Source organism: Sphingomonas sp. Y38-1Y, assembly GCF_032391395.1.
Taxonomy (GTDB): domain Bacteria; phylum Pseudomonadota; class Alphaproteobacteria; order Sphingomonadales; family Sphingomonadaceae; genus Sphingomonas.
In genome coordinates, this window is record NZ_CP135916.1 from 3335460 (window position 1) to 3361377 (window position 25918).

Below are 25918 nucleotides of genomic sequence, written 5' to 3' on the forward strand. Positions count from 1 at the left end.
ATAACAGGATTGTAGGGGCCGTCAACTCCTCGCGCGCGGCGGCTCCCCCAGCGCGATCACGTCGGCGAGCACGCTCATCCGCCCGGTCTCGAAGCGATCGGCGGCGGGGCCGTCGTGGAGGATGAGCATCCGCCGGCCGGTCGCGCCGGGCAGCCACTCGATCGCCTCGGGCCGGTCGACGCCGTGCCGCACCGGCAGGTCGAACAGTCGCTCGGGCCGGTGGACGACGGCGTCGCCCGTGTCGCGCGCGGGATCTGTGCGCCACCCCGCCCAGCGCCACACGGCCACGCGTCCGTCGATCGCCTGTGTCGGACCGCCAAGGATGAAGAGGTCGTCCCCGCTCGCCAGCAGGTCGCGCACGCCCATGCCGTCCAGGTCGAGCAGCCGGATCGCAAGCTCCGGCCCCAGGTTCAGCCGCCCGCGCTTCTTCGGCACGATCAGCGGCTCGGCGATCAGCGCGTGACAGGCGATCACCGGCCCGCGCAGCCCCAGCGCCACGCGCGCCCCGGCAACGGCGATCCCCTCGATATCCAGCCCGCCCTCCTTGGCGGCGATGCGGGTGAACGGGCCGGTGAGCGGATGCTCGGCGAACAGCCGGGCAAGCTTGCTGCCATGCCGGTCGGTCAGCCGGACATGGCCCGCCCGGCGCTTACCGTCGCGCGCCACGGGCTCGACGCGCCCGTCCGTACCAACCGCGAGCGGTAGCCGCGCGAGGATGCAGCGAGCGCGCGTGTCCTTCAGGTTGGCCATCCGCGACACGTCGATGCGCGGCGCCCCGCCCTCTTCCTGCCGCTTGGGCTTGGGGCGGGTGCGCGCGTGGCTGCCCGTTACCCACAGCCAGTCGTCCTCGGCATAGGCGAGGCCCTCGACGTCGATCTCGCCCTCGTCCTCGAGGCCCAGCAGCGCCTTGAGGTCGAAGGGGCGGTGCTCGCCCCACACACCCTCACCGGCCGGCACCAGACGTTCGATCCGCGCCCCCTCGTCCCCGGCAACGAACAGCGTCGTGCCGACGAACGCCGCGCCCGACAGGTCATGCATGGGATGATCGTCGTCATGCGCCGATCCGGCGAAGTCGAGGCGCACATGCCCGACCGCGGCGCGCGGCGCCGGCAGGCGATCGGCAGTGAAGCTGCGGCGGGGAAGCATCGGCGTCCTCCTCTTTGAATTGCGGCGAGCGTCGCACGGCGGGGCCGAAGCTGCTAGGGGGCTCGGCATGAAGAACGGCACGATACGCGTCGGCATCGGCGGCTGGACCTATGAGCCCTGGCGCGGCGGCGTTTTCTATCCCGAGAAGCTGCCGCACAAGCGCGAGCTGGAGCACGCCGCGGGCGTGATGACCGCGATCGAGATCAACGGCACCTATTATTCGCGCTTCAAGCCCGAGAGCTTCGAGAACTGGGCCAGGGCGGTGCCCGACGGCTTCGTCTTTGCGGTGAAGGCCTCGCGCTACGTCACCAACCGCAAGGTGCTGGCCGACGCGGGCGAATCAATGGCCAAGTTCTTCGAGCAGGGCGTGACCGCGCTGGGCGACCGGCTGGGGCCGATCCTGTGGCAGTTCATGGCGACCAAGAAGTTCGATGCCGACGATTTCGGCGCCTTTCTCAAGCTGCTGCCGGCGACCCACGAGGGAACGCCGCTGCGCCACGCGGTGCAGGTCCGGCACGAGAGCTTTCGCGATCCCGCCTTCATCGACATGGCGCGGGCGGCCGGGGTGGCGATCGTCAATGCCTGGTCGGACGATTATCCCGGCATCGGCGACGTGACCGGCGACTTCGTCTATGCGCGGTTCGAGAACGCGGTCGCGGAAGAGGCTCAGGGCTTTCCGAAGGCGACGCTTGACCGGTTCGCGGATTGGGCCGGCGACTGGGCGGCAGGCAAGCCGGCGGGCGACCTGCCGGTGGTGGGCGACGCACCGGCGAAGCAGCCGCGCGACGTCTTCGCCTTCATGATCAACGGCGCCAAGGAACGCGCCCCCGCTGCCGCCCAGGCACTGATCGAGCGCGTGGGGCGGCCGGGATAATCTCACGCGGAGGCGCGGAGGCGCGGAGAAGAAGGGACTGCCGCAAAGCGGCTTGGATTAGAGGACGAGGTGGCTGTGCCGCGCAGCCGCGCTAAAGCCCCTCCGCGCCTCCGCGCCTCCGCGTGAACCACAATTCTCGGCAACGCTCACTTGCACAACCGTCATCCCGGCCTTGAGCCGGGATCCCGCTCCTTCTCGCCGGCCCGAGAAGGAAGAAGCGGGACCCCGGATCAAGTCCGGGGTGACAGTGCTTGAAGCCCCGCCCCCTTTCGCGTTCGCAGCAAATAAGCTAAGCGCGCGCCCGATGCCTGCGTAACGGGCGCGGCCAAACCCAACGGAACACGTATGAACCTCCGCAACGTGGCGATCATCGCCCACGTCGACCACGGCAAGACCACGCTCGTCGACCAGCTCTTCCGCCAGTCGGGCACCTTCCGCGATAACCAGCGCGTCGAAGAGCGCGCGATGGACTCGAACGACCTCGAAAAGGAGCGCGGGATCACCATCCTCGCCAAGCCCACCTCGATCGAGTGGGAAGGCACGCGCATCAACATCGTCGACACGCCCGGCCACGCCGATTTCGGCGGCGAGGTGGAGCGCATCCTGTCGATGGTCGACGGCGTCGTCCTCCTGGTCGACTCGTCCGAAGGCGCGATGCCGCAGACCAAGTTCGTCACCGGCAAGGCGCTGGCGCTCGGCCTGAAGCCGATCGTCGTCGTCAACAAGGTCGACCGTCCCGACCAGCGCATCCAGGAAGTGCTGGACGAGGTCTTCGACCTGTTCGTGTCGCTGGACGCCAATGACGAGCAGCTCGACTTCCCCGTCCTCTACGCCTCGGGCCGCAACGGCTATGCCAGCGAGGATCCGGATCGCCGCGAGGGCACGCTGACGCCCTTGTTCCAGAAGATCGTCGACCATGTCCCGCCGCCGGCGCTGGATGCAGAGGCGCCCTTCACCTTCCTCGTCACGCTGCTCGACCGCGACAATTTCCTCGGCCGCGTGCTGACGGGCCGCGTGACCAGCGGCAAGGTCAAGGTCAACCAGCCGATCCACGCGCTGGACGCACAGGGCAACGTCATCGAGACGGGCCGCGCGTCGAAGATCATGACCTTCCGCGGGCTGGAGCGCGTGCCGACCGAAGAGGCGCAGGCGGGCGACATCATCAGCCTTGCCGGCCTGACCGTCGCGACGGTGTCGAACACGATCGCCGACACCAGCGTCAGCGTCCCGATCCAGGCGCAGCCGATCGACCCGCCGACGCTGTCGATGCGCTTCGCGGTGAACGATTCGCCGATGGCGGGCCGCGAGGGCAGCAAGGTGACGTCGCGCATGATCCGCGACCGCCTGTTCCGCGAGGCCGAATCGAACGTCGCGATCAAGGTGACCGAGAGCGCCGACAAGGACAGCTTCGAGGTTGCCGGTCGCGGCGAGCTCCAGCTCGGCGTGCTGATCGAGACGATGCGCCGCGAGGGCTTCGAGCTCGGCATCAGCCGCCCGCGCGTGCTGTTCGGCGAGGACGAGACCGGCGGCCGCACCGAGCCGTACGAGACGGTCATCATCGACGTCGACGAGGAGTTTTCGGGTTCGGTCGTCGAGAAGATGAACATCCGCAAGGCCGAGATGACCGACATGCGTCCCTCGGGCGGTGGCAAGACCCGCATCACCTTCTCCGCGCCCAGCCGCGGCATGATCGGCTATCACGGCGAGTTCCTGTCGGACACGCGCGGCACCGGCATCATGAACCGGCTGTTCGAGAAGTACGGCCCGTACAAGGGCCCGATCGAGGGTCGCAAGAACGGCGTCCTCATCTCGAACGGCGCGGGCGAGGCGAATGCCTATGCGCTCGGCCCGCTCGAGGAGCGCGGCGTGCTGATGGTCGGCGTGGGCGAGGCGCTCTACGAAGGCATGATCATCGGTGAGAATGCCAAGCCGGAAGACCTCGAGGTCAATCCGATGAAGTCGAAGCAGCTCACCAACTTCCGCGCGTCGGGCAAGGACGATTCGATCCGCCTGACCCCGCCGTGGAAGATGACGCTGGAGCAGGCGATCGCGTACATCGACGACGACGAGATGGTCGAGGTGACGCCCAAGACCATCCGGCTTCGCAAGCGCTTCCTCGACCCGCACGAGCGCAAGCGCGCCAGCCGCGCCAAGGCGGCGTGAGACGAGGGCCGTCGCTTCCGCTTCTGGCTGAGGCGACGGCCACTCTCGATCGACGCGTCACCCCGGACCTGTTCCGGGGTCCACCGTCCCCCAGGAGCAGCCATCGGAGTGCCTGCGGCACGGTGGATGCCGGAACCAGTCCGGCATGACGATTGGGGTGACGGCTCGCGCCGACCACACCCGTCATCCCGGACTTGATCCGGGATCCCGCTTACTTCCTCTTCCGCCGCGTAGAAGAAGTAGCGGGACCCCGGATCAGGTCCGGGGTGACGTTTGCTCGAGGCTGATGGTGCGATCCCGTTGCAGCCCCCGAATGCCGCTGCTAATCGCCGGCCCATGATCGCGCCGCCCGAACTCGTCCGCACCAGCCATGCCCGTGTCGCCTGCGACGGCGCCGGCGACATCGAGCCCGCGCTCGGCCACCCGCGCGTGTGGCTCCAGATCGACGAGACAGGCTATGTCGACTGCGGCTATTGCGACCGCCGCTTCGTGCTGATCGGCGGCCCGGCCGACGGCGCGGACCACTCGAAGCTTCCCGACCACGGCGACGGCGCGGGTCGGTAATCGGCCGCGCGTATGAAGGCGCGCGCCGGCTGATCTAGAATCCGTCGGGCTCCGCGAAGGCGGGAGCCCGGAGCCACAAACGTAACGCTCGCCGCCCTGGGCTCCCGCCTGCGTGGGAGCACGGCCTTCCATTCAAAACGCACCTCCCCGGCGAAGGCCGGGGTCCAACTGGGACGTCGCTGCTGATGAAGCGCAACGTGCTTCCACATCGGCCTTCCCAACTGGACCCCGGCCTTCGCCGGGGAAGTAACTAAGAAGGTGCCGCACCGGCGAGGTGCGCCCCCACCCCTTCGACATCGCACACCGCCCGCCTATATCGGCCACATGACCCCAGCCGATCCCCGCGCCTTCCTCTATGGCGATGCCCTCGATCCCGACGCCGCGCTTCGCCTGACCCGCGATGCGCTGACCCGTGCGGAGGATGGCGAACTCTACCTACAATATTCGCATAGCGAGGCGTTCGGGTTCGACGACGGCCGGCTGAAGACCGCGTCGTACAACAACCATTCGGGCTTCGGCCTTCGCGCCGTCTCGGGCGAGCAGACCGCGTTCGCGCAAGGCAACGCGCTGTCCGCCGACGCGATCGCGCGGGCCGCCTCGACGATGGCGCTGATCGATCCCGCGCGGCAAGCCAAGGCCGCCCCGCCCCGCGGCAACAACCGACACCTTTATACCGCCGCCGATCCGCTCGACCTCGTGCCCTTCGCCGACAAGGTCGCGCTGTGCCAGACGATCGACGCCGCCGCGCGCGCCCGCGACCCGCGCGTCGCACAGGTCAGCGTCGGCCTGACCGGATCGTGGAACGTCGTCGAGATCGTCCGCCCCGACGGCTTCACCGCCACCGACGTCCGGCCGCTCGTCCGCCTCAACGTCTCGATCGTGGTCGAGGCGAACGGCCGGCGCGAATCGGGATCGTTCGGGATCGGCGGGCGCGAGCTCTACGACCGGATCATGGCGCCCGAGACGTGGAACCGCGCGGTGGACGAGGCGCTGCGCCAGGCGCTCGTCAACCTGGAGGCGGTCGCCGCTCCCGCGGGCGAGATGCCCGTGCTGCTCGGCCCCGGCTGGTGCGGCGTCATGCTGCACGAGGCGGTCGGGCACGGCCTGGAGGGCGACTTCAACCGCAAGGGCAGCTCCGTCTATGCCGGCCGCATCGGCGAACAGGTCGCGGCCCGGGGCGTCACCGTCGTCGACGACGGATCGATCCTGAACAAGCGCGGATCGCTGTCGATCGACGACGAAGGGACGCCGACCCAGGAGAACGTCCTGATCGAGGACGGCGTGCTCAAGGGCTATATCCACGATCGCCTCAATGCGCGGCTGATGGGCGTGCAGCCGACCGGCAACGGACGGCGCGAAAGCTTTCAGCACGCGCCGATGCCGCGCATGACCAACACCTTCATGCGCGCCGGCCGCGACGATCCGGCCGAGCTCCTTTCGCGCATCAAGCGCGGCATCTATGCCACCAGCTTCGGCGGCGGCCAGGTCGACATCGTCTCGGGCAAGTTCGTCTTCTCCTGCACGGAGGCGTACATGGTCGAGAACGGCAAGCTCGGCGCGCCGATCAAGGGTGCGATGCTGATCGGCGACGGCCCGACCGCGCTGACCAAGGTCGAGGGGATCGGCAACGACTTCGCGCTCGACGAGGGCGTCGGCATGTGCGGCAAGGGCGGTCAGGCGGTGCCGGCGGGCGTGGGCCAGCCGACGCTGCTGATCGGCGGGCTGACGGTCGGCGGCACGGCGCTGAACTGAGGCGTCGATCGTCGTCACCCCGGACTTGTTCCGGGGTCCACTTGGCCGCGGGCAGAAGCCGCTGAAATGGAAGCGTCGCAAGTTGCCACGCCGCACACCCAACTAGCCGCTAAGTAGGCTGTCAGGTGGACCCCGGAACAAGTCCGGGGTGACGATTGAAGAGCTACCGCCTCGCCGCGATCAGCTCCCGCACCATCATCGTTCCGCGCACGCGCGCGAGGCTGTCGCGGACGTCGCCGTCGCGGTCGGTCTGCGCGAGATCGGCGAACCCCTTCTCCGCCCCGGCATGATCGCCGCGCGCCTCGGCACACAGTGCGCGGTTGAACAGCGTCGACGGATGGTCCGGCATCGCCGCGAACTCGGCGCAGGCGGCGGGCAGGTCGCGCTGGGTCAGTCGGATCGCCACCTTGAACCGCTCGCCCGTCGCCTTGTCCATACCCCTGCGGCCCTCGCGAAAGCGGACATTGTCGTTCGAGTCGCGCGGCGCCAGTTCGCCCGCGACCTCGTCCGCCATCGATCCGAGCAGGCGTGCGACGACCTGCTCGACGCCGGCCGGGCGGCTGTCGCCCGGACACCAGCTCGTCTGGTCGCTCCGTTGCTTGCGCTCGCTCCAGGCGACCCGCCCCGCCTCGCCGTCGACGACGCGCAAGTCGCCGACGACGTTGATGGTGCGGCTCGTGCAGTCGAGCTCGACCTCGCCGCGCTTCGCGCACTTGTCGTCGGTACCCTCGATGCAGCGCTGACGCTTCAGCTTGATGCGCCCCTCGTCGACATCGGTTTCGGCGACGCCGTCGAGGATCATGTCGGCGCGATCCTCGCCGCGGCGGCCGGCCAGCACATCGAACCAGGGTTGTCCGCCGATCCCTGCGCCGGACAATGCGCGCTCCAGCGCGAGGCCGAGCTGCGCCCCGTCACGACCGCCGATCCGCCCGATCGCCAGGCTGCGCGCCATCGCCACCTCGCGAGAGGCGGGCGCGCGGAGCGCCGCGATCCGCACCGCTTCCGCCGCGGCGCCGCTTGCCACGCACGCGAGCGCCATCGCCGCCGCGAATCGTTTTCCACCCATCTCGATCACCCCCGATTTCCCCTGCGATCGACGATAGTCGCACTGCGGATGGAGGCAAGCGCGCCGCCCCCCACGACTTGCACCCGCGCGATTAAGTTGCTAGCCGCGCGCCTGTCCCGACCGGGCCGCCTTTGTCGCGGCTCTGTTCGCGCACCCGGCGCGATGGGATACCCAAGGTTCGCGAAAAGGAACGCGCGTGGAGACTTCCGGCGGTATTCAGGCCAGCCTAAGCGGACGCTATGCGACCGCGCTCTTCGATCTCGCGCGTGAGCAGCAGTCGCTTTCCGCGGTCGAGACGAGCCTGGCGACCGTTCGCCAGGCGCTGACCGAATCGCCTGATTTCAAGGCGCTGACGCAAAGCCCGCTGATCGGCCGCGTCGAAGCCGGCCGCGCCGTCGCGGCGGTGGCGGAGACGCTGGGCCTCGATCCGGTCACCACCAAGTTCCTGGGCGTGCTCGCGGCGAACGGCCGCCTGCGCGACCTCAACGCCATCATCAAGACGTTCCGCACGCTCGCCGCGCGCCATCGCGGCGAGACGACGGCAGAGGTCGTGTCGGCGCATCCGCTTGCCGACGATCAGGTCGACGCATTGAAGCAGCAGCTTCGCGCCCGCGTCGGCCGTGACGTCAATGTCGAGCTGTCGGTCGACCCCAGCCTGCTCGGCGGGCTGGTCGTGCGCATCGGCAGCCAGATGATCGACAGCTCGATCAAGACCCGCCTCAACTCCCTCGCACATGCCATGAAGGGCTGAAAATGGACATCCGCGCCGCAGAAATCTCGAAGGTCATCAAGGACCAGATCGCCAATTTCGGCACCGAAGCGCAGGTGTCGGAGACGGGCCAGGTGCTGTCGGTCGGCGACGGCATCGCGCGCGTCCACGGCCTCGACAACGTCCAGGCGGGCGAGATGGTCGAGTTCGCCAACGGCGCGCAGGGCATGGCGCTCAACCTCGAGGCCGACAATGTCGGCGTCGTGATCTTCGGCTCGGACGCCGAGATCCGCGAGGGTGACACGGTCAAGCGTACCGGCACGATCGTCGACGTCCCCGTCGGCCGCGGCCTGCTCGGCCGCGTCGTCGACGCGCTCGGCAACCCGATCGACGGCAAGGGCCCGATCGTCGCCGAAAAGCGCAGCCGCGTCGAGGTGAAGGCGCCGGGCATCATCCCGCGCAAGTCGGTGCACGAGCCGATGCAGACCGGCCTCAAGGCGCTTGACGCGCTCGTTCCCGTCGGCCGTGGCCAGCGCGAGCTCATCATCGGCGACCGCCAGACCGGCAAGACCGCCGTCGCGATCGACACCTTCATCAACCAGAAGGAAGCCAATCAGGGCAGCGACGAGAGCAAGAAGCTCTATTGCATCTATGTCGCGGTCGGCCAGAAGCGCTCGACCGTCGCGCAGATCGTCCGCCAGCTCGAAGAGAATGGCGCGATGGAGTATTCGATCGTCGTCGCCGCGACCGCCTCGGAGCCCGCGCCGCTTCAGTTCCTCGCGCCCTATACCGGCACCGCGATGGGCGAGTATTTCCGCGACAACGGCATGCACGCCGTGATCGTCCATGACGACCTGTCCAAGCAGGCGGTCGCCTATCGTCAGATGTCGCTGCTGCTGCGCCGTCCGCCGGGCCGCGAAGCCTATCCGGGCGACGTCTTCTATCTCCACTCGCGCCTGCTCGAGCGTGCGGCGAAGATGAACGACGAGAATGGCAACGGCTCGCTGACCGCGCTGCCGATCATCGAGACGCAGGCGGGCGACGTGTCGGCGTACATTCCGACCAACGTGATCTCGATCACCGACGGCCAGATCTTCCTCGAGACCGACCTGTTCTTCGCGGGCATCCGCCCGGCGATCAACGTCGGCCTGTCGGTCAGCCGCGTCGGCTCGGCCGCACAGACTAAGGCGATGAAGAAGGTCGCCGGCTCGATCAAGCTCGAGCTCGCCCAGTATCGCGAGATGGCGGCGTTCGCGCAGTTCGGTTCGGACCTCGACGCCTCGACGCAGAAGCTGCTCAACCGCGGCGCGCGCCTGACCGAGCTGCTGAAGCAGGCGCAGTTCTCGCCGATGCCGTTCGAGGAGCAGGTGGTGTCGATCTTCGCGGGCACCAACGGCTATCTCGATGCCGTCGCGGTGACCGACGTCGTCCGTTACGAGCAGGCGCTGCTGGCCGAGATGCGCTCGAAGCACGCCGACGTGCTGACCGCGATCCGCGACAGCAAGGACCTGTCGGACGACACCAAGGGCAAGCTCAAGGGCGCGCTCGACGGCTTCGCCAAGACGTTCGCGTGACATATAGCCCTTTCCCCTTCAGGGGAGAGGGTTGGGAGAGGGGCCTGGCCCCGGACGCTCCCGCTCGTGACTGCCCCTCTCCCCGGCCAGTTTGGTCGAGGTGGGGGGTCGATCATGCCCCCGGCATGATCTAGAGACTGCCGGGGGCAGTCTCGACCACCACCTCGCCCAAACTCCCCTGAAGGGGAGAGGGAGAAGGACAATAGAATGGCCTCGCTCAAGGCGCTCAAACTCCGGATCAACTCGGTCAAGTCGACCCAGAAGATCACCAAGGCGATGAAGATGGTCGCCGCCGCCAAGCTGCGCCGCGCGCAGGAAGCGGCGGAGGCCGGGCGCCCCTATGCCCAGCGGCTGGAGGGCGTCGTCGCGCGCTTGGCGGCCAAGGTCGGCGGCGCGGACAACGCGCCCCTGCTGCTCTCGGGCACCGGCAAGGACCAGGTCCACCTGATCGTCGTCGCGACCAGCGACAAGGGGCTGGCGGGTGCGTTCAACACCAATATCGCCCGCGCCGCCCGCCGCCGCGCCGACGCGCTGATCGCCGAGGGCAAGACGGTCAAATTCTACACGATCGGCAAGAAGGGCCGCGGCGTGCTCGCGCGGCTTTATCGCGACCGGATCGTGCATTCGGACGAGCCCGGCGACTTAGGCAAGCTGACCTTCGATAGCGCCCGGGCCTATGCCGACGACCTGATCGCGCGCTTCCAGGCGGGCGAGTTCGACGTCGCGCACCTGTTCTATGCCACGTTCAAGTCGGTGCTGACGCAGGAGCCGACCGAGCAGCAGATCCTGCCGGTCAAGGTGCCCGCCACGGCCGCCAACGACACCGATGGCGGCGCGGTGATGGAATATGAGCCCGACGAGGAATCGATCCTCGCCGACCTGCTCCCGCGCGCGATCGCGATCCAGATCTTCCGAGCGCTGCGCGAGAATGCGGCGTCGGAGCAGGGGTCGAAGATGACCGCGATGGACAACGCCACGCGCAACGCCGGCGACCTTATCAAGCGACTCCAGATCGAATACAACCGCAGCCGTCAGGCCGCGATCACCACCGAGCTGGTCGAGATCATCTCGGGCGCCGAGGCGCTCTGATCCCGATGCGCGCGGCCCTCGCCCTCCTGCCCGTCGTCCTGCTCGCCGCCTGCGGCGAGAGCGGGCCGACCGTGCTCGAGAACGAGGCCAGGCAAGCGCAGACCGCCGCGACGATGCAGGGTTGGGACCGCGCGTTCGGCGCGCCCAAGGAAGCGATCGGCCGCGCCAACCAGTTCGGGTTCCGCGCCGGCGACTATGCCGCGGACGGCGCGACCTTCCTGTCGAAGGGCAACCCGATCACGTTGTCGCAATCGGCCGCGAAGACGCCGAACACCGGCACTTTCGAGGCGGCGGGTGCGGATGCCGACCACATCGATCGGCTCGTCTTCACGCTGTCGATCACCGATCCCGCCAATGCCGACACCGCCAAGCAGCGCTTCGTCGACGTGCTGAAGGGCTTCATGGGCCAGTATGCGCTGGCCGACGACAAGGCGCTCCAGCCGATCCTCGACGAGCGGGCCTCCGACGACCGCATCGCCGGCGCACCCGCATCGATCGCCGTCGACAAGGCCGGCGAGAACCGCACCATTACCGTGACTTTCAATCGCCCGACCGGTACGACGCCGGTATTCCCAGACCAAGGACAAGCAGATGGCAACCGCGCCTGAACTCATCCGCCCTGCCGGCGGTACCAACAATGTCGGCCGTATCTCGCAGGTGATCGGCGCCGTCGTCGACGTGTCGTTCGAGGCGCATCTGCCGGCGATCCTGTCGGCGCTGGAGACCGAGAACAACGGCAACCGGCTGGTGCTCGAAGTCGCGCAGCATCTGGGCGAGAACACCGTCCGCACGATCGCGATGGACTCGACCGAGGGTCTGACCCGCGGCCAGACCGTGACCGACACCGGCGCGCAGATCACCGTCCCCGTCGGCCCCAAGACGCTGGGCCGCATCATGAACGTCATCGGCGAGCCGATCGACGAGCGCGGCCCCATCGGTGCCGAGGGCAGCGCGCCGATCCATGCCAAGGCCCCCGAGTTCGTCGACCAGTCGACCGAAGCGGGCATCCTCGTCACGGGCATCAAGGTCATCGACCTGCTCGCCCCTTATGCGCGCGGCGGCAAGATCGGCCTGTTCGGCGGCGCCGGCGTCGGCAAGACCGTGCTCATCCAGGAGCTCATCAACAACATCGCCAAGGGTCACGGCGGCGTGTCGGTGTTCGCCGGCGTCGGTGAGCGCACCCGCGAGGGCAACGACCTCTATCACGAGTTCCTGGACGCGGGCGTCATCGCCAAGGACGAGGCGGGCAACGCCGTGTCCGAGGGTTCGAAGGTTGCGCTCGTCTATGGCCAGATGAACGAGCCGCCGGGCGCCCGCGCGCGCGTCGCGCTGTCGGGCCTGACGATGGCGGAATATTTCCGCGACGTCGAAGGCCAGGACGTGCTGTTCTTCGTCGACAACATCTTTCGCTTCACCCAGGCGGGTTCCGAAGTGTCGGCGCTGCTCGGCCGCATCCCCTCGGCCGTGGGCTATCAGCCGACGCTGTCGACCGACATGGGCGCGCTGCAGGAGCGCATCACCTCGACCAACAAGGGCTCGATCACCTCGGTGCAGGCGATCTACGTGCCCGCCGACGACTTGACCGACCCGGCGCCGGCGACGTCGTTCGCGCACTTGGACGCGACGACCAACCTCAATCGCGCGATTTCGGAGCTCGGCATCTATCCGGCCGTCGACCCGCTCGACTCGGTCAGCCGCGTGCTCGAGCCGCGCATCGTCGGCCAGGAGCATTACGACACCGCGCGTGCGGTCCAGCAGACGCTTCAGAAGTACAAGTCGCTGCAGGACATCATCGCCATTCTCGGCATGGACGAGCTGTCCGAAGAGGATAAGCTGACCGTGTCGCGTGCGCGCAAGATCCAGCGCTTCCTCAGTCAGCCGTTCCACGTCGCCGAGGTCTTCACCGGCATCCCCGGCAAGTTCGTGCAGATCGAGGACACGGTCCGCTCGTTCAAGGCGGTGGTCGAGGGCGAGTACGACCACCTGCCCGAGGCTGCCTTCTACATGGTCGGCGGCATCGACGAGGCGGTCGAGAAGGCCAAGAAGCTGGCCGAGAACGCGTAACCGTCTAGCCCTCTCCCCTCCAGGGGAGAGGGTTGGGAGAGGGGCATGCCCCACACGCTCCCGTCACTGACTGCCCCTCTCCCCTGCCCTCTCCCCTGAAGGGGAGAGGGGGAAGGTTTTGGAAATGCCCCTCCACTTCGAACTCGTGACTCCCGAAAAGCTCCTCCGCTCGGAGGAGGTGCACATGGTCGTCGTCCCCGGCAGCGAGGGCGACTTCGGCGTGCTCGAGGGGCACGCACCCTTCATGTCGACGATCCGCGACGGCGAGATCATGGTCCACAAGACCGCCGGCGGCACCCCCGAAGCGATCCGCGTCGAGGGCGGCCTGGCCGAGGTGACGACCAAGGGCCTGACGGTCCTGGCGGAAAAGGCGGGCTGATCGGGCGGGTTGCGCTAAGCAGCCTCACCTCGACCCCAGCGTTCGTTTCGAGCGAAGTCGAGAAACGCTGGGGGAGCACTAGACCCGGTTTCCAGACTGCGCTCGAAACAAACGCGGCGCAGGGGGCACTTCCGCTCCCCCCCGTTCGTCCTGAGCCTGTCGAAGGACGTGCCGCATAGCGCACCGCCCAAAACACGTGCTTCGACAGGCCTGTCCTGAGCTTGTCGAAGGGCTCAGCACGAACGGATGATCTGGGTCCTACTCCGACTCCGGCACCACCCGCGGCCGCTGGCTCCGCCACAGCCACAGGCCGCTCGCCACCACCATCGCGGCGCCGCCCAGCGCCACCGGATCCGGCCGGTCGCCAAACAACAGCCATCCCAGCGTCAGCGCGGTCAGCAGCTGGACGTAGAGTGTCGGCGCCACCACCGCCGCCGAACTGCGCATCGTTGCGAGATAGACGAGCAGGTGCGCCGTGCTCGCACTCGCCGCGACGAGGGCGCAGCGTGCGACGACGGTCCAGTCCGGCCAGGAAAGCTGCATCGCTCCGACGCCGCTCCAATGGCCTGCGAACGCGACCGCGGTCAGCATCGGCGCCGCGAACAGTGCGATGGTGTACTGCATCGCCAGCGCCGATCCCGTGCCGACCGCGCGCCGGTTGAGGATCATCAGGCTCGCCATGCCGAGCGCCGCCAGCAGCGGCCACCCGGCTGCCCAGCCCAGTCGCGCAACGTCGGGCCGAAGGACGATCAGCACGCCCGCAAACGCCAGCGCGGTTGCACCCCAGACCGCCCGCGGCGCGCGTTCGCCGAGCAGCAGCGCCGACAGGATGGCGGTCAGCGCGGGGCTGGTGAACTGGATCGCCGTCGCGTTGGCGAGCGGCATCGAGCGGATTGCCATGAAGAAGGCGAAGCTCGCGACCGACACGGCGAGCGCTCGCCCGGCCTGGAGCCAGGGACGCGGCACCGAAAGGCCGCGCGGCCCCTCGACCAACCGCACCGCGATCGTTAGCCCGATGACGCCGAACAGATAGCGGAGCGCCGCGACCCCGCTCGCCGGCCACTCGTCGACCGTCGTCTTGATGACCGCGTCGCCGCACGACAGCAGCGCGAATCCCGCCATCCCGAACAACAGCCCGGTCGAGGCGCCGGCCCCGTCCTGATCCCCGTTTGACGCCATGCCGAGCCGCTTCGGACGTGGTTAGGCAATTGTCAAACCTTGCTCCCTACACCGACACGCCAAGGAAAAGTGGGCGGGACAAGGGCTTCAGCATGAGTGCATTCGGGCGGCGAAGCGGAGTGGGAGGCGGCGGTGGCGGTGGGCGGCCGTCGTTCGGCGTCGCACGGCCGATGCATGGCCCCGGCCGGGTCGAGCCCGATCACGGCGACCAGTTCCCCGCGATCGAGACGCTGCCGCTCCCGGGCGCCAGCCTCATCCCGGACGAGCCCGATCTGTCGACGTCCAGCGTCGCCGGCGACGCGATGCAGCGCCTCGCCGATCGCCAGGCCTCGTCGGGCGATGCCGCGCAGAGCCGCAACGAGGGGTTCGAAAGCTCGATCCACCGGATCAAGGAACAGGTGCTGCCGCGCCTGCTCGAACGCGTCGATCCGGAGGCGGCGGCGACGCTGTCGAAGGACGAGCTCGCCGAGGAATTCCGGCCGATCATCCATGAGGTGCTCGCCGAGCTGAAGCTGACACTCAACCGGCGCGAGCAGTTCGCGCTCGAGAAGGTGCTGGTCGACGAGCTGCTCGGCCTGGGTCCGCTCGAGGAGCTGCTGTCCGACCCGGCGATCAGCGACATCATGGTCAACGGCCCCGAGCAGACCTTCGTCGAGCGCAAGGGCAAGCTCGAGCTCGCCAACATCCAGTTCCGCGACGAGGAGCATCTGTTCCAGATCGCCCAGCGCATCTGCAATTCCGTCGGCCGGCGCGTCGACCAGACCACGCCGCTCGCCGATGCCCGCCTCAAGGACGGCAGCCGTGTCAACGTGATCGTCCCGCCGCTGAGCCTCAAGGGCACGGCGATCTCGATCCGTAAGTTCTCGGCCAAGCCGATCACGCTCGACATGTATGTCGGCTTCGGCTCGATGTCGCAGAAGATGGCGACCGCGTTGAAGGTCGCGGGCGCGTGCCGGTTCAACATCGTAATCTCGGGCGGCACGGGCTCGGGCAAGACGACGATGCTCAACGCCTTGTCCAAGATGATCGACCCGGGCGAACGCGTGCTGACGATCGAGGACGCAGCCGAGCTTCGCCTCCAGCAGCCGCACTGGCTGCCGCTCGAAACGCGCCCCCCGAACCTGGAGGGCGTTGGTGAGATCACGATCCGCGACCTCGTCAAGAACGCGCTGCGTATGCGCCCGGACCGGATCATCCTGGGCGAAATCCGTGGCAGCGAGTGCTTCGACCTCCTGTCCGCGATGAACACCGGCCATGACGGCTCGATGGCGACGCTTCACTCCAACTCCCCGCGCGAATGCCTGGCGCGTATGGAGAACATGGTGATGATGTCGGACATCAAGGTGCCCAAGGAAGCGATCAGCCGGCAGATCGCCGACTCGGTCGACCTCATCATCCAGGTCAAGCGCCTGCGCGACGGCTCGCGCCGCGTCACCAACATCACCGAGGTGATCGGCATGGAAGGCCCGGTGATCGTGACGCAGGAATTGTTCAAGTTCGAGTATCTGGACGAGAGCGCCGATGGCAAGATCCTGGGCGAATATCGCTCGATGGGCCTGCGCCCCTATACGCTGGAAAAGGCAAAGCAGTTCGGGTTCGACCAGGCGTTGTTGGAGGCGTGCCTCTAACCACTCCTCCGTTCGTGCTGAGCTTGTCGAAGCACGTGTCCGGGACGGTGGCGTTTGCGGCACGTCCTTCGACAGGCTCAGGACGAACGGCGAAACAGGTTTGGCACCCTTCCTCCAGCGTTCGTTTCGAGCGTAGTCGAGAAACGCGGATCGAGCGCCAACCCCCGTTTCTCGACTTCGCTCGAAACGAACGCTGATGTGTATGGGCCGGAACCTAGCTCAGCGCCCGGCGAACACCGTCGCCGCCGTAAACCCCTTGCCGATCAGTTCCACCCGGTACCGCTCGCCCGCCTTCAGCGCCGGCGGGGCGTCCGCACTGAACCCCTCCGGATTCGCCGCCAGCCGCACCTCGCGCACGCACGGCGTGTTGGCCATTCCGCGGGTCGCGTACCAGAGCTGCCGCGGCTTCTCGCCCTCGGCATAGAGGTATGCGCGGTCGATGCACGCGTCGAACCCCGCCTTGGCCGGCGCGGTCGCAAAGCTGGTTCCCGCCGCCCCCTGCCGCACCTCGACCTCGACCCCTTCGCTGCACGCGGCGAGCGCCAGGAACAGCGCCAGCGCGATCATGCGGCGCCCTCCCCGGTCCGCTCGCCTACAAACCATAGATGCCGGTACCCTCCAGTCGCCGCTCCAGATCGGCGATCTTGGCCTGATCGGCGGGATTGGTCGAGTGGCGGATTTCGGCATAGTCGCCGACCATCTGCGCCTGTCCCTCCAGCGTCTCGGTATCGAACACGGTGTCGCGGGAGGCATAGTCGTACAGCTTGTCGGCATCGCCGCCGGCCTGCGCGAACTCCTTGCCATAGCGCGCGCCGAACCCGCCGAAGCCGAGCTCCTCGTACTGGACGACGTGCGTCAGTTCGTGGTTGAGGAGGTTCCGGCCCGCCGCGGTGTCGGTGAAGTCCTTCGAGAAATGGCCGGGCTTGAAATAGACGGTGTCGCCAATGGTGATCGCCGGATTGCCGTTGGCGAACGCCGCCCGCGCGATCGGCGAGTTGCCGGGCCCGTCGACGAAGCGCACGTCGTCGAGGTTCACGCGGCCCCCGAACGCTTCCTGGACGAACGCCTTCTCATCGGCGGTCAGCTCTCGCGCCTTGTCGCCGCGCATCGAGTCCGCGACCTTGTCGGCGACTTCGTGCGGCAGATCGGCCAGCTTGTCGCGCACCGCCTCCGCCCCGCGCTTGAGGATGTCGAGCGGATTGGGGATGTCGGGAAGACCCGGAAGGTCGGGGAAGGACGGTAGTCCCGGAAAGGAGGGCAGGCCGGGCAGCGAGGGAAGCCCGGGCAAGCCCGGCAGGTCCGGGAAGTTGCGCGGCAGGCCGGGCAGCGATGGCAGGTCGGGAAGGTCCGGCAGTCCCGGAATGCCGGGAATGTCGAAGTCGAACGCGGCGAACGACGCAGCGGTCGGCGCGGTACGCGCGAGCACCCCCTGCTCGACCGGCGACAGCGACGATTGCGCCGTGCGATAGGCGGCGGCGGCACCCGCCGGATCGACCATCGCCTGCGTCTGGAGCGCGCTTCCCAGCGTCATCGCCTCGGGCGGCGGCGCAGCGGCCTCGGGCGCGGTCGTGACGGCGGACGTCGTGCGGGTGATCTCCGAAGCCAACATGCTACTCTCCTCGTCGGATCGGGGAAGAATAGCGGGTGCGGCGCCCGGACGGCATAATCGCATCGATTAGGGCGCTGCGTCTGCCGACCAGGAGGTGCGCGGATCGATCACCGCGCCTTGCGGCAGCGGTCGGAGCAGAACTTGACCTCGTCCCAGTTGCGCGCCCACTTCTTGCGCCAAGCAAAAGGTCGCCCGCACGCCTGGCAGATCTTGGTCGGAAGGGACAGCTTCTTGTGCGCCACGCCGCGACAACGTCATCCGATCGACTGGGTTGCCTGCATGTGATTGTCCCAGCGGCATTTGTGCGGCATATCGGCGCCAACCAGCCGGAGTTTCCCGATGCTCACCGCCCTGCTCCTCGTCGCCGCCCTGCCCCAGACTCAGCCCGCCCCAGCCCCGGTAACAAAGGCCGAACCGGCCAAGAAGATCTGCAAGGGCCGGGCAAACACCGGCTCGCGGCTTCGCTCGAAGCCGGTCTGCAAGACGCAGGCGGAATGGGATAGCGACGCGGCGCTCAACGCCGACCAGACGCGCGGCATGAGCCAGATGCAGGGCCAGCGCTGACCACGCCTTGACTTCGCGGCTCGCGCACGCTAGCCGCGCCACCTTCGCAATAGGCCCCGCACCCCGGTGAAGCGGCGGCCCTGGCGCATGCGCTGGGCGATGACCGGGACCGCGATCATGATCGGTACGCCTTTCGGGCTTCCCGCTCAGGGTCAACGTTGTTGGCAATTTGCAAGGATATCACGATGTCGAAGCGCTCCAGCGCCAAGTACAAGCTCGACCGCCGGATGGGCGAGAACATCTGGGGTCGTCCCAAGAGCCCGGTCAACAAGCGCGAGTACGGCCCGGGCCAGCATGGTCAGCGCCGCAAGGGCAAGGTGTCGGACTTCGGCATCCAGCTGCGCGCCAAGCAGAAGCTCAAGGGCTATTACGGCGACGTCACCGAGAAGCAGTTCAAGGCGGCCTATACCGAGGCGTCGCGCATGAAGGGCGACACCAGCCAGAACCTGATCGGCCTGCTCGAGCAGCGCCTGGACGCGATCGTCTATCGCGCCAAGTTCGCGCCGACCATCTGGGCCGCGCGTCAGATCGTCAACCACGGCCACATCCGCGTCAACGGCGTGAAGTGCAACATCGCCTCGCGCCGCGTGAAGCCGGGCGAGGTGATCTCGCTGGGCGACAAGGCCAAGGAGATGGCGCTGGTGCTCGAGGCGCAGAGCCTGTCCGAGCGCGACATCCCCGATTATGTCACGCCCGACGGCAACGCGGCAGTCACCTTCACGCGCGTGCCCACGCTGGACGAGGTCCCTTATCCGGTGAAGATGGAACCGAACTTGGTCGTCGAGTTCTACTCGCGCTGATCCGACGGCGCAGCGAAGCTGCGCCGCGATAGCAGCGCGAGCGGCCGGCGGTGCCGAAAGGCACCGTCCGACGACGCGGCTCCGCCGCGGCGCTCACGAAAAAAGGGGTGGCTTCCCTCGCGGAAGCCGCCCCTTTTCGCGTCTACTTCGCCGGCATCGCCGCGCTCAGGAAGGCGCTCGCCTTCGCCAACATCGACGCGCGGATCGAGCCGTCCTCCAGATAATGGTCGAGCCCGTCATAGACGACGAGCTCGCTCTTCTTGCCCGCGCCGACCAGCTTGGACTGCATCAGCTTCGCCTGCGCGACGCCCACATTGCGGTCGAGGTCGCCGTGGAACATCAGCACCGGCGCCTTGAATCGCTCCGGATGACGCGCCGGCGATCCTTCGACCAGGTGCGCGCCCGTACCGATGAACTCGCGCATGATCTTGTAGTTGGAGAACATCTCGCCCTCGCCGCGCAGACGATCGAGATCGGTGACGGGCGCGACCGCGACGACCGCCTTGAACAGGTCGGGATCGACGACCTGCGACTGAAGCGCGGCATAACCGCCATAGGACCAGCCGAACACGCCCAGCCGCCCGGCATCGGCGCCTTCCTTGACGAGCCAGCGCCCGGCGTCGCCGACATCGCCGATCGCGACACGCCAGCCCTGGAACCCGTTCTTCTGGAACCAGGTATCGCCATAACCGGTCGAACCGCGGAAGTTGGGCTGGAGCACGGCATAGCCCTGGCTCGAGAAATATTGCGCCAGCCAGTCGAAGCCCCACTCGTCGCGCGCGCCTGGCCCGCCATGCGGCATCACCAGCGCCGGCAGTCCGCGCGCGCTGTCCTTGCCCGGCGGCAGCGTGAGGTAGCCGGGGATCCTGGTGCCGTCGGCCGCGGGATAGGTGACGTGCCGCATCGTCGCGAGCTTGATACCGTCCAAGTGCGGACGGTCGTCGAGCAAGCCGTCCAGCTTCCGCGCCTTGCGGTCGAACAGGTAATAGCGGCCGGGGCTGTTGTCGGCACCTGCCCACAACAGCATCAGGTTCTCGTCCTCGCTCGAATCGATGAAGCGGATCAGCGGCGTCTGCGGCAGCGCCTTTGCCAGGCTGGCCCCCAGCTTCTCGAGTTCGGGATCGAAATACTTCACCTGCTGCCGGTCGGTGACATAGGTCACGCCGACGATGCGTCCCTTGCGGCCGATCCGGGCAAAGCCGGCGACGTCGACTTCCGGATGCGCGAAGACGAGCGTTTCCTTGCCCGTTCCGTCCAGCGCCATGCTGTAGGCGGCAAGCCGGCCATTGGCCCGCTTTAGGCCGTAGGCGACGTTGGTGGCCGCATCGACGCCATATGGATCGAAGCCGAGCCCATCGGGCATTACGATGCTGAGCGGCTGCCACGCCTTGGCGTCGGCGGTGCGATAGAAATAGCGGCGGCCTGGCTTGTCATAGCCGCTCGCATTGTCGACGTCGGAGCGGCCGATGACGCGGATGTGCCCCTGCCCGTCGCTCAGATACTCGCGCACCTTGGCATCGGCGCGTTCGACCATCGTGGTCTTCAACGTCACGGTGTCGACCCGATCGATACGAAAGCCGCTCTGGCTGTCGCCGATCCAGGTGCCCGTCTCTGCCGAGGCAAGCTGCTGCCGCATCATCAGGACGCTGTTCTCGACGCCCGGGTTCCAGTCGACGATCGACCCGCTGGACAGCGCCACGCCGAAGCCGCGCGGCATCGGCATGCCCTTCACCCGCTTGCCATCGGCATCCAGTGCGATGATCCGCGAGCTGTACGCGATTTCGCCATCCACCCGCACGATGCCATAGATGGTGCACATCAGCCGCGACGCGCCGACCCAGCGGCATCCCGACAACCGTTCGGGCTTGCCGTCGACGACCCCGATCCCGACCGGCTGCGCATCGGGCTTTGTCAGGTCGAGGGTCATGATCGCAGCGCCCTGCCCGCCGGTCGGACGAATGAAGGCAAGCTTCGTCCCGTCAGGCGACAGACTCGCCTGCTCGACATCCTCCCGCGCGCCGAATGCGGCCGCGAGCTTATCGGCCTGTGCGTGCGCGGCGCCCGTGCTCACCGCCAGCGCAGCCATTGCCGCGCCGGCCAACATCGTCTTACGCATCCAAGCTACCCCCCAAACTGTTCCCCATCAGCAGGTTGGCGCAGCGCGGGAACCAAGACAAGCCGCGTTGCTTGCCGTTCATCGTCGGGGGTGCAAAGCTCCTGCCATTCTCTTTGCGTTGAAAGGCCGATGATGCGCCGCTTTGCCCTCCCCCTGCTCGCCCTTGTCCTGGCGAGCCCCGCCGCCGCGCAGACGGTGCCGATCGAACCCTTTCGCGAGGCGGTGAAGACGCTGTCGTCGGACGCGTTCGAAGGCCGGGCGCCGGGCACCGCGGGCGAGGAGAAGACGCTTGCCTATCTGACCGAGCAATTCGCCGCCGCGGGGCTCCAGCCCGGCAACAAGGGGTCCTGGTTCCAGGACGTGCCGATGGTCGAACTGACCGCGAAGAACGTGACCCCGCTCACCTTCACCGGCGGCACGGGCGCGACCCAGTCCCTCGCCTATGGCCCGCAGATGGTCGTCGGCAGCTATCGCGTGACGCCGCGCGTCGACGTCCGGAACTCGGACGTCGTGTTCGTCGGCTATGGCATCAACGCGCCGGAGCGCGGGTGGAACGACTATGCCGGGCTTGACGTGAAGGGGAAGACGGTCGTCATCCTTGTCAACGATCCCGACTGGGAGGCGACGGACCTGAACGGCCCGTTCGGCGGGCGGGCGATGACCTATTACGGCCGCTGGACCTACAAGTTCGAGGAGGCCGCGCGCCAGGGTGCCGCCGCCGCGCTGATCGTCCATCAGACCGCTCCCGCCGCCTATGGCTGGAACGTCGTCCAGTCGAGCTGGACCGGCGCACAGCAGGTCGCGGCCTCCAAGAATGACGGCGCCGACCAGAGCGGTGCGATCGGCTGGATCCAGCTTGATCAGGCCAAAGCGCTGTTCGCGCGCGCGGGCCAGGACTTCGATCGCCTTGCCGCCGCGGCCAAGGTGAAGGGGTTCAAGGCGGTGCCGCTGACCGGCGTGAAGGCCAATGTCGGCTTCGACATGCAGGTCCGCCGCCACCAGTCGAAGAATGTCGTCGGCATCCTTCCCGGCACGCGCGCGCCCGACGAGGTCGTGCTCTACACCGCGCATTGGGACCATCTGGGACGGTGCGAGGCGGCGCCCGACGGCGACGACATCTGCAACGGTGCGATCGACAACGCGACCGGCACCGCCGCGCTGATCGCGATCGCCCGCGCCCAAGTAAAGCAGGGCGCGACCCCGCGCAGCCAGGTGTTCCTGGCGGTGACGGGCGAGGAATCGGGCCTGCTCGGCAGCGACTATTACGGCAAGAACCCGATCTTCCCGCACGCCAAGACGGTGGGCGGCGTCAACATGGATGCGCTGTCGATGGCGGGGCCGGCCAGGAACGTCGTCGTCGTCGGCTATGGCAAGTCGGACCTCGACGACGTCCTTACCCGCGCGCTCGCCGCGCAGGGCCGCGTCGCTAGCCCCGAACCGACGCCGGAAAAGGGCTTCTACTATCGCTCGGACCATTTCAGCCTGGCCAAGCACGGCGTGCCGATGCTCTATTTCGACGGTGGCGACGACCTGGTCGAGGGCGGCAAGGCAGCGGGCAAGGCCTATGCCGAGGCGTATGAGAAGAACGCGTATCACGGGCCGAAGGACGAGTTCGACCCGAACTGGAACTACGACGGCGTGCAGCGCGACCTGGACCTCTATGCCGCGGTCGGGCGGGCACTGGCGAGCAGCACCGACTGGCCGAACTGGAAGTCGGGCGACGAGTTCAGGGCGATCCGCGACAAGAGCCGGGCGGGGGCGAAGTAGGATCTACTCGCCTGCCGCGGCCCTCCCTCACCGTTCGTGCTGAGTAGAGACCGAGTAGCTCCGCTAGGAGCGTATCGAGGGCTCGTATCGAAGCACGGTTCCGCTCGCCAACGTCCTTCGATACGCGCTCTCGCTACGCCGCCGCGCGGCTACTCGATCGCTACTCAGGACGAACGGCAAGGGGGGGCGATGACAGCCGCCGCCTCAATCCCCCCAGTACAGCCGCATCGGATTGTCCACCAGCATCGCCTGCTGCAGCTCCGCCGTCGGCGCGATCCGCGGGATCATGTCGACCAGCGCGCCGTCGTCCGGCACCGCGTCCTGCATGTTGGGGTGCGGCCAGTCCGTCCCCCACAGCACGCGCGTCGGATAGTCCGCCACCAGCGGCGCCACCGCCTCCGCGAAGGCGTCCCAGGGCGGCCCTGCCGGATCGAGCCGGTCGGGACAGGTTGCCTTGAACCAGATGTCCTCGCGCGCATCGAGCAGTCCGCGGAAGGCGCGCAGGTCGGCACCGTCCGGTCCCAGGCGCACGTCTGGCCGGCCCATGTGGTCGACGACGATCAGCGTCGGGATCGCGTCGAGGAACGGGCGTAGTTCCGCCAGGATATCCGCTTCGAAATAGATGACGACGTGCCAGCCGAGCGGCTGGATGCGGCGTGCCACCTCCAGGAACTTGTCCTTGGGCGCGTCGTCGACTAGCCGCTTCAGGAAGTTGAAGCGGACGCCGCGGATGCCGCCCGCGTGCAGCGCCTCGAGCTCTGCATCGGTGATCGCCGGATCGACCACCGCCACGCCACGCGCCCGCCCGTTCGAGGCGGCGATCGCGTTCAGCGTCGCGGCATTGTCGGTGCCGTGGCAGCTCGCTTGGACGATGACGTTGCGCTCGAAGCCGAGCCGGTCGCGCAAGGCGAACAGCATGTCCGGCCCCGCATCGGCTGGCAGATACTTGGCCTTGGCCGAGAAGGGGAAGCGGTCGGCCGGCCCAAACACGTGGCAATGCGCGTCGACCGCGCCCGGGGGCGGTGTGAAGCGCGGCACGGAGGGGTCTGGATGCCAGCTGACGATGCGCTCTTGGGTCACGCGAACACCTCTCCGTCCATCAATTTGCGCGCGGTGCGGAGCAGCGCGGCGGTCGCGACCTGCCCGTCGCCGTCCAGCTCGATCACGACGCTCATCTCGCCGGTCGGATGCTCGACCGACAGCGTGCGGCGATCGCCCTCGCCCGCCTGCGCCACTTCGGCGGCGGGGGTGCCGGGCAGCAGGCAGGCGGTCGCCACGCTGACGGCGCCGAGCACGCCGATCGTCGCGTGCGCGCGGTGCGGGATGAAGCTGCGCACCGTCACCGCGCCGCCATTCTTCGGCGGGGCGACGAGCATCATCTTGGGCACCGACTTGTCGGTTACGTCGCCCAGGTTCATCCGCTCGCCGACCGCCAGCCGGATCTTCTCGATCCGCGCCTTCAGCGCCTCGTCGGCGTCGAGCGTGTCGCGATCCTCGTATCCGGTGACGCCGACATCCTCGGCCTTCATCACCACGCACGGCATGCCGTTATCAATCAGCGTCACGCGGACGCCCTCGACCTCGTCGACCGCATTGCCGCTCGGCAGCAGCGCGCCACAGGTCGATCCGGCGGTGTCGCGAAACTCGAGCGGCACCGGCGCTGCGGTCCCCGGCACGCCGTCGATCGCCGCCTCGCCGGCATAGGTGACGCGGCCGCCCGGCGTCTGCACCGTGGCGACGGCGATCTGGCCGGTATTCTCCATGAAGATGCCGACGCGCGTCTCACCATCCACCGCCTCGACCAGCCCGCGCTCGATCGCGAAGGGGCCGATGCCGGCGAGGATGTTGCCGCAATTCTGCTGATCAGTGACGACCGCCTTGTCGACGAAGACCTGAAGGAACAGGTAATCGACGTCGACGCCCTTACGCGCCGATTTCGACACCACCGCGACCTTCGAAGTCAGCGGATCGGCGCCGCCCATCCCGTCGATCTGCCGCGGATCGGGCGAGCCCATAATGCGGAGCAGGAATGTGTCGCGCCCGGCGATATCGGAGGGGAGGTCGTCCTTGAGGAAATACCCACCCTTCGACGTGCCCCCGCGCATCCACATGCAGCGAATGCCGTTAGACATATTTCAGCCCCATCGCCTCGAGCTTGCCGCGCATGTCGTAGATGTCGAGGCCGAGTTCGCCCGCGGCCAGCCGCACGCGCTTGGCTTCCTCGGCCGCTTCCCGCGCCTGCGCCTTTTCCAGCACCGAAGCCGCATCGGCGCGGGGGACGATGCACACGCCGTCGTCGTCGGCGACGATCACGTCGCCCGGATTGACCAGCGCGTTCGCCGCCACGACCGGCACGTTGACCGATCCGAGCACAGCCTTGACCGTCCCCTGCGCATGCACCGCCTTCGACCAGACGGGAAAGCCCATCGCGGTCAGGTCGCGCACGTCGCGAACGCCGGCGTCGATCACCAGCCCCCGGCACCCCCGCGCCATCGCCGAGGTCGCGAGCAGGTCGCCGAAATAGCCGTCGGTGCACGGACTGGTCGGGCTGAGCACCAGGATGTCGCCCTCGCGCAATTGCTCGATCGCGACATGCACCATCCAATTGTCGCCCGGCGGCGCCGAGATCGTCACCGCGGAACCGGCGATCCGTGCGCCCGAATAGATCGGGCGTATGTGCGGCGCCATCAGCCCGGTGCGGCCCTGCGCCTCGTGCACCGTCGCCACGCCCGCCGCGGCCAGGCCGTCGATCACCGACAGATCCGCGCGCTCGATATTCTGCACGACGACGCCCATCCGATCCGCTCCTTGTTCGTTCGATGTCCCGCTGTGGCCGATCCGTGGCAAACGCCACAATTCTGAATTGCCATCGCGG

Annotated in this window: 24 protein-coding genes; 14 read left to right on the forward strand and 10 right to left on the reverse strand. The window is 68.0% G+C overall.

The genetic code is table 11. The features are described from left to right. Nucleotides 1–21 precede the first annotated feature (21 nt). Complete coding sequence (locus RS883_RS15795) at nt 22–1146, reverse strand: DUF3616 domain-containing protein (RefSeq protein ID WP_315761139.1); 1125 nt, start codon at nt 1144–1146, stop codon at nt 22–24. 67 nt (nt 1147–1213) lie between these two features. On the opposite strand from RS883_RS15795, the gene RS883_RS15800 reads away from it, so the two are divergent. The 4 genes from RS883_RS15800 (at nt 1214) to tldD (ending at nt 6499) form a co-directional block, all read left to right on the forward strand. Further along, nucleotides 1214–2020 (forward strand): DUF72 domain-containing protein, encoded by an 807-nt coding sequence (locus RS883_RS15800; RefSeq protein ID WP_315761140.1) that lies wholly within the window; start codon nt 1214–1216, stop codon nt 2018–2020. A 345-nt stretch (nt 2021–2365) separates the two neighbouring features. After that, the gene (gene typA / locus RS883_RS15805; RefSeq protein WP_315761141.1) at nt 2366–4183 is read left to right on the forward strand and encodes a translational GTPase TypA; all 1818 of its coding nucleotides are present in this window, start codon (nt 2366–2368) and stop codon (nt 4181–4183) included. A gap of 336 nt (nt 4184–4519) precedes the next feature. Continuing rightward, nucleotides 4520–4747 carry a zinc-finger domain-containing protein gene (locus RS883_RS15810; RefSeq protein WP_315761142.1) on the forward strand — a complete coding sequence of 76 codons (228 nt, stop codon included), beginning with the start codon at nt 4520–4522 and terminating at the stop codon, nt 4745–4747. A gap of 324 nt (nt 4748–5071) precedes the next feature. Next, a complete protein-coding gene (gene tldD / locus RS883_RS15815) occupies nt 5072–6499 on the forward strand; it encodes a metalloprotease TldD (protein WP_315761143.1) in 1428 nt (475 codons plus the stop codon). A 163-nt stretch (nt 6500–6662) separates the two neighbouring features. Here the strand turns inward: tldD and RS883_RS15820 are convergent, their stop codons facing one another. Beyond that, the gene (locus RS883_RS15820; RefSeq protein ID WP_315761144.1) at nt 6663–7565 is read right to left on the reverse strand and encodes a hypothetical protein; all 903 of its coding nucleotides are present in this window, start codon (nt 7563–7565) and stop codon (nt 6663–6665) included. A 196-nt stretch (nt 7566–7761) separates the two neighbouring features. Here RS883_RS15820 and RS883_RS15825 point away from each other — a divergent pair, with 196 nt between their 5' ends. From RS883_RS15825 to RS883_RS15850, 6 genes are all read left to right on the forward strand, one after another. Next, the gene (locus RS883_RS15825) at nt 7762–8316 is read left to right on the forward strand and encodes a F0F1 ATP synthase subunit delta (protein WP_315761145.1); all 555 of its coding nucleotides are present in this window, start codon (nt 7762–7764) and stop codon (nt 8314–8316) included. A gap of 2 nt (nt 8317–8318) precedes the next feature. Next, a complete protein-coding gene (gene atpA / locus RS883_RS15830) occupies nt 8319–9848 on the forward strand; it encodes a F0F1 ATP synthase subunit alpha (RefSeq protein ID WP_315761146.1) in 1530 nt (509 codons plus the stop codon). Between the two features lie 207 nt (nt 9849–10055). Next, a complete protein-coding gene (locus tag RS883_RS15835) occupies nt 10056–10937 on the forward strand; it encodes a F0F1 ATP synthase subunit gamma (RefSeq protein WP_315761147.1) in 882 nt (293 codons plus the stop codon). Between the two features lie 5 nt (nt 10938–10942). After that, a complete protein-coding gene (locus RS883_RS15840; RefSeq protein WP_315761148.1) occupies nt 10943–11545 on the forward strand; it encodes a hypothetical protein in 603 nt (200 codons plus the stop codon). Next, nucleotides 11529–13001, forward strand: a complete 1473-nt coding sequence (gene atpD, locus RS883_RS15845) for a F0F1 ATP synthase subunit beta (protein ID WP_315761149.1) — start codon at nt 11529–11531, stop codon at nt 12999–13001. The genes RS883_RS15840 and atpD overlap by 17 nt, the downstream gene beginning before the upstream one ends. 124 nt (nt 13002–13125) lie before the next feature. Beyond that, a complete protein-coding gene (locus tag RS883_RS15850; RefSeq protein WP_184026315.1) occupies nt 13126–13380 on the forward strand; it encodes an ATP synthase F1 subunit epsilon in 255 nt (84 codons plus the stop codon). Nucleotides 13381–13638: 258 nt separating this feature from the next. On the opposite strand, the gene RS883_RS15855 is transcribed toward RS883_RS15850, so the two are convergent. Beyond that, complete coding sequence (locus tag RS883_RS15855) at nt 13639–14559, reverse strand: DMT family transporter (protein ID WP_315761150.1); 921 nt, start codon at nt 14557–14559, stop codon at nt 13639–13641. 92 nt (nt 14560–14651) lie between these two features. Here RS883_RS15855 and RS883_RS15860 point away from each other — a divergent pair, with 92 nt between their 5' ends. Next, on the forward strand, nt 14652–16187 hold the full coding sequence (locus tag RS883_RS15860; RefSeq protein ID WP_315761151.1) for a CpaF family protein: 1536 nt from the start codon (nt 14652–14654) through the stop codon (nt 16185–16187). A 219-nt stretch (nt 16188–16406) separates the two neighbouring features. Here RS883_RS15860 and RS883_RS15865 read toward each other — a convergent pair whose 3' ends face one another. From RS883_RS15865 to RS883_RS15875, 3 genes are all read right to left on the reverse strand, one after another. Beyond that, a complete protein-coding gene (locus RS883_RS15865; protein ID WP_315761152.1) occupies nt 16407–16754 on the reverse strand; it encodes a hypothetical protein in 348 nt (115 codons plus the stop codon). A gap of 25 nt (nt 16755–16779) precedes the next feature. Next, nucleotides 16780–17796, reverse strand: coding sequence for an eCIS core domain-containing protein (locus tag RS883_RS15870; protein ID WP_315761153.1), 1017 nt, complete (start codon nt 17794–17796; stop codon nt 16780–16782). A gap of 107 nt (nt 17797–17903) precedes the next feature. Next, nucleotides 17904–18038 (reverse strand): DUF2256 domain-containing protein, encoded by a 135-nt coding sequence (locus RS883_RS15875; RefSeq protein WP_315761154.1) that lies wholly within the window; start codon nt 18036–18038, stop codon nt 17904–17906. Between the two features lie 97 nt (nt 18039–18135). Between RS883_RS15875 and RS883_RS15880 the strand changes: the two genes are divergently transcribed. Next, on the forward strand, nt 18136–18360 hold the full coding sequence (locus RS883_RS15880; protein ID WP_315761155.1) for a hypothetical protein: 225 nt from the start codon (nt 18136–18138) through the stop codon (nt 18358–18360). Nucleotides 18361–18545: 185 nt separating this feature from the next. Continuing rightward, nucleotides 18546–19160 (forward strand): 30S ribosomal protein S4, encoded by a 615-nt coding sequence (gene rpsD / locus RS883_RS15885; RefSeq protein ID WP_315761156.1) that lies wholly within the window; start codon nt 18546–18548, stop codon nt 19158–19160. 142 nt (nt 19161–19302) lie between these two features. Here the strand turns inward: rpsD and RS883_RS15890 are convergent, their stop codons facing one another. Continuing rightward, nucleotides 19303–21276: a S9 family peptidase gene (locus tag RS883_RS15890; RefSeq protein WP_315761157.1), complete on the reverse strand. Its 1974-nt coding sequence runs from the start codon at nt 21274–21276 to the stop codon at nt 19303–19305. 129 nt (nt 21277–21405) lie between these two features. Here RS883_RS15890 and RS883_RS15895 point away from each other — a divergent pair, with 129 nt between their 5' ends. After that, the gene (locus RS883_RS15895; protein WP_409977359.1) at nt 21406–23043 is read left to right on the forward strand and encodes a M28 family metallopeptidase; all 1638 of its coding nucleotides are present in this window, start codon (nt 21406–21408) and stop codon (nt 23041–23043) included. 204 nt (nt 23044–23247) lie between these two features. Here the strand turns inward: RS883_RS15895 and RS883_RS15900 are convergent, their stop codons facing one another. The 3 genes from RS883_RS15900 to ligK are packed head-to-tail and all read right to left on the reverse strand — an operon-like array spanning nt 23248 to nt 25839. Continuing rightward, nucleotides 23248–24123, reverse strand: coding sequence for an amidohydrolase family protein (locus RS883_RS15900; RefSeq protein ID WP_315761159.1), 876 nt, complete (start codon nt 24121–24123; stop codon nt 23248–23250). Then, nucleotides 24120–25175 (reverse strand): 4-oxalomesaconate tautomerase, encoded by a 1056-nt coding sequence (locus tag RS883_RS15905; RefSeq protein ID WP_315761160.1) that lies wholly within the window; start codon nt 25173–25175, stop codon nt 24120–24122. Before RS883_RS15905 ends, RS883_RS15900 begins: the two co-directional genes overlap by 4 nt. Beyond that, a complete protein-coding gene (ligK, locus tag RS883_RS15910) occupies nt 25168–25839 on the reverse strand; it encodes a 4-carboxy-4-hydroxy-2-oxoadipate aldolase/oxaloacetate decarboxylase (RefSeq protein ID WP_315761161.1) in 672 nt (223 codons plus the stop codon). The genes RS883_RS15905 and ligK overlap by 8 nt, the downstream gene beginning before the upstream one ends. Nucleotides 25840–25918: the final 79 nt, after the last annotated feature.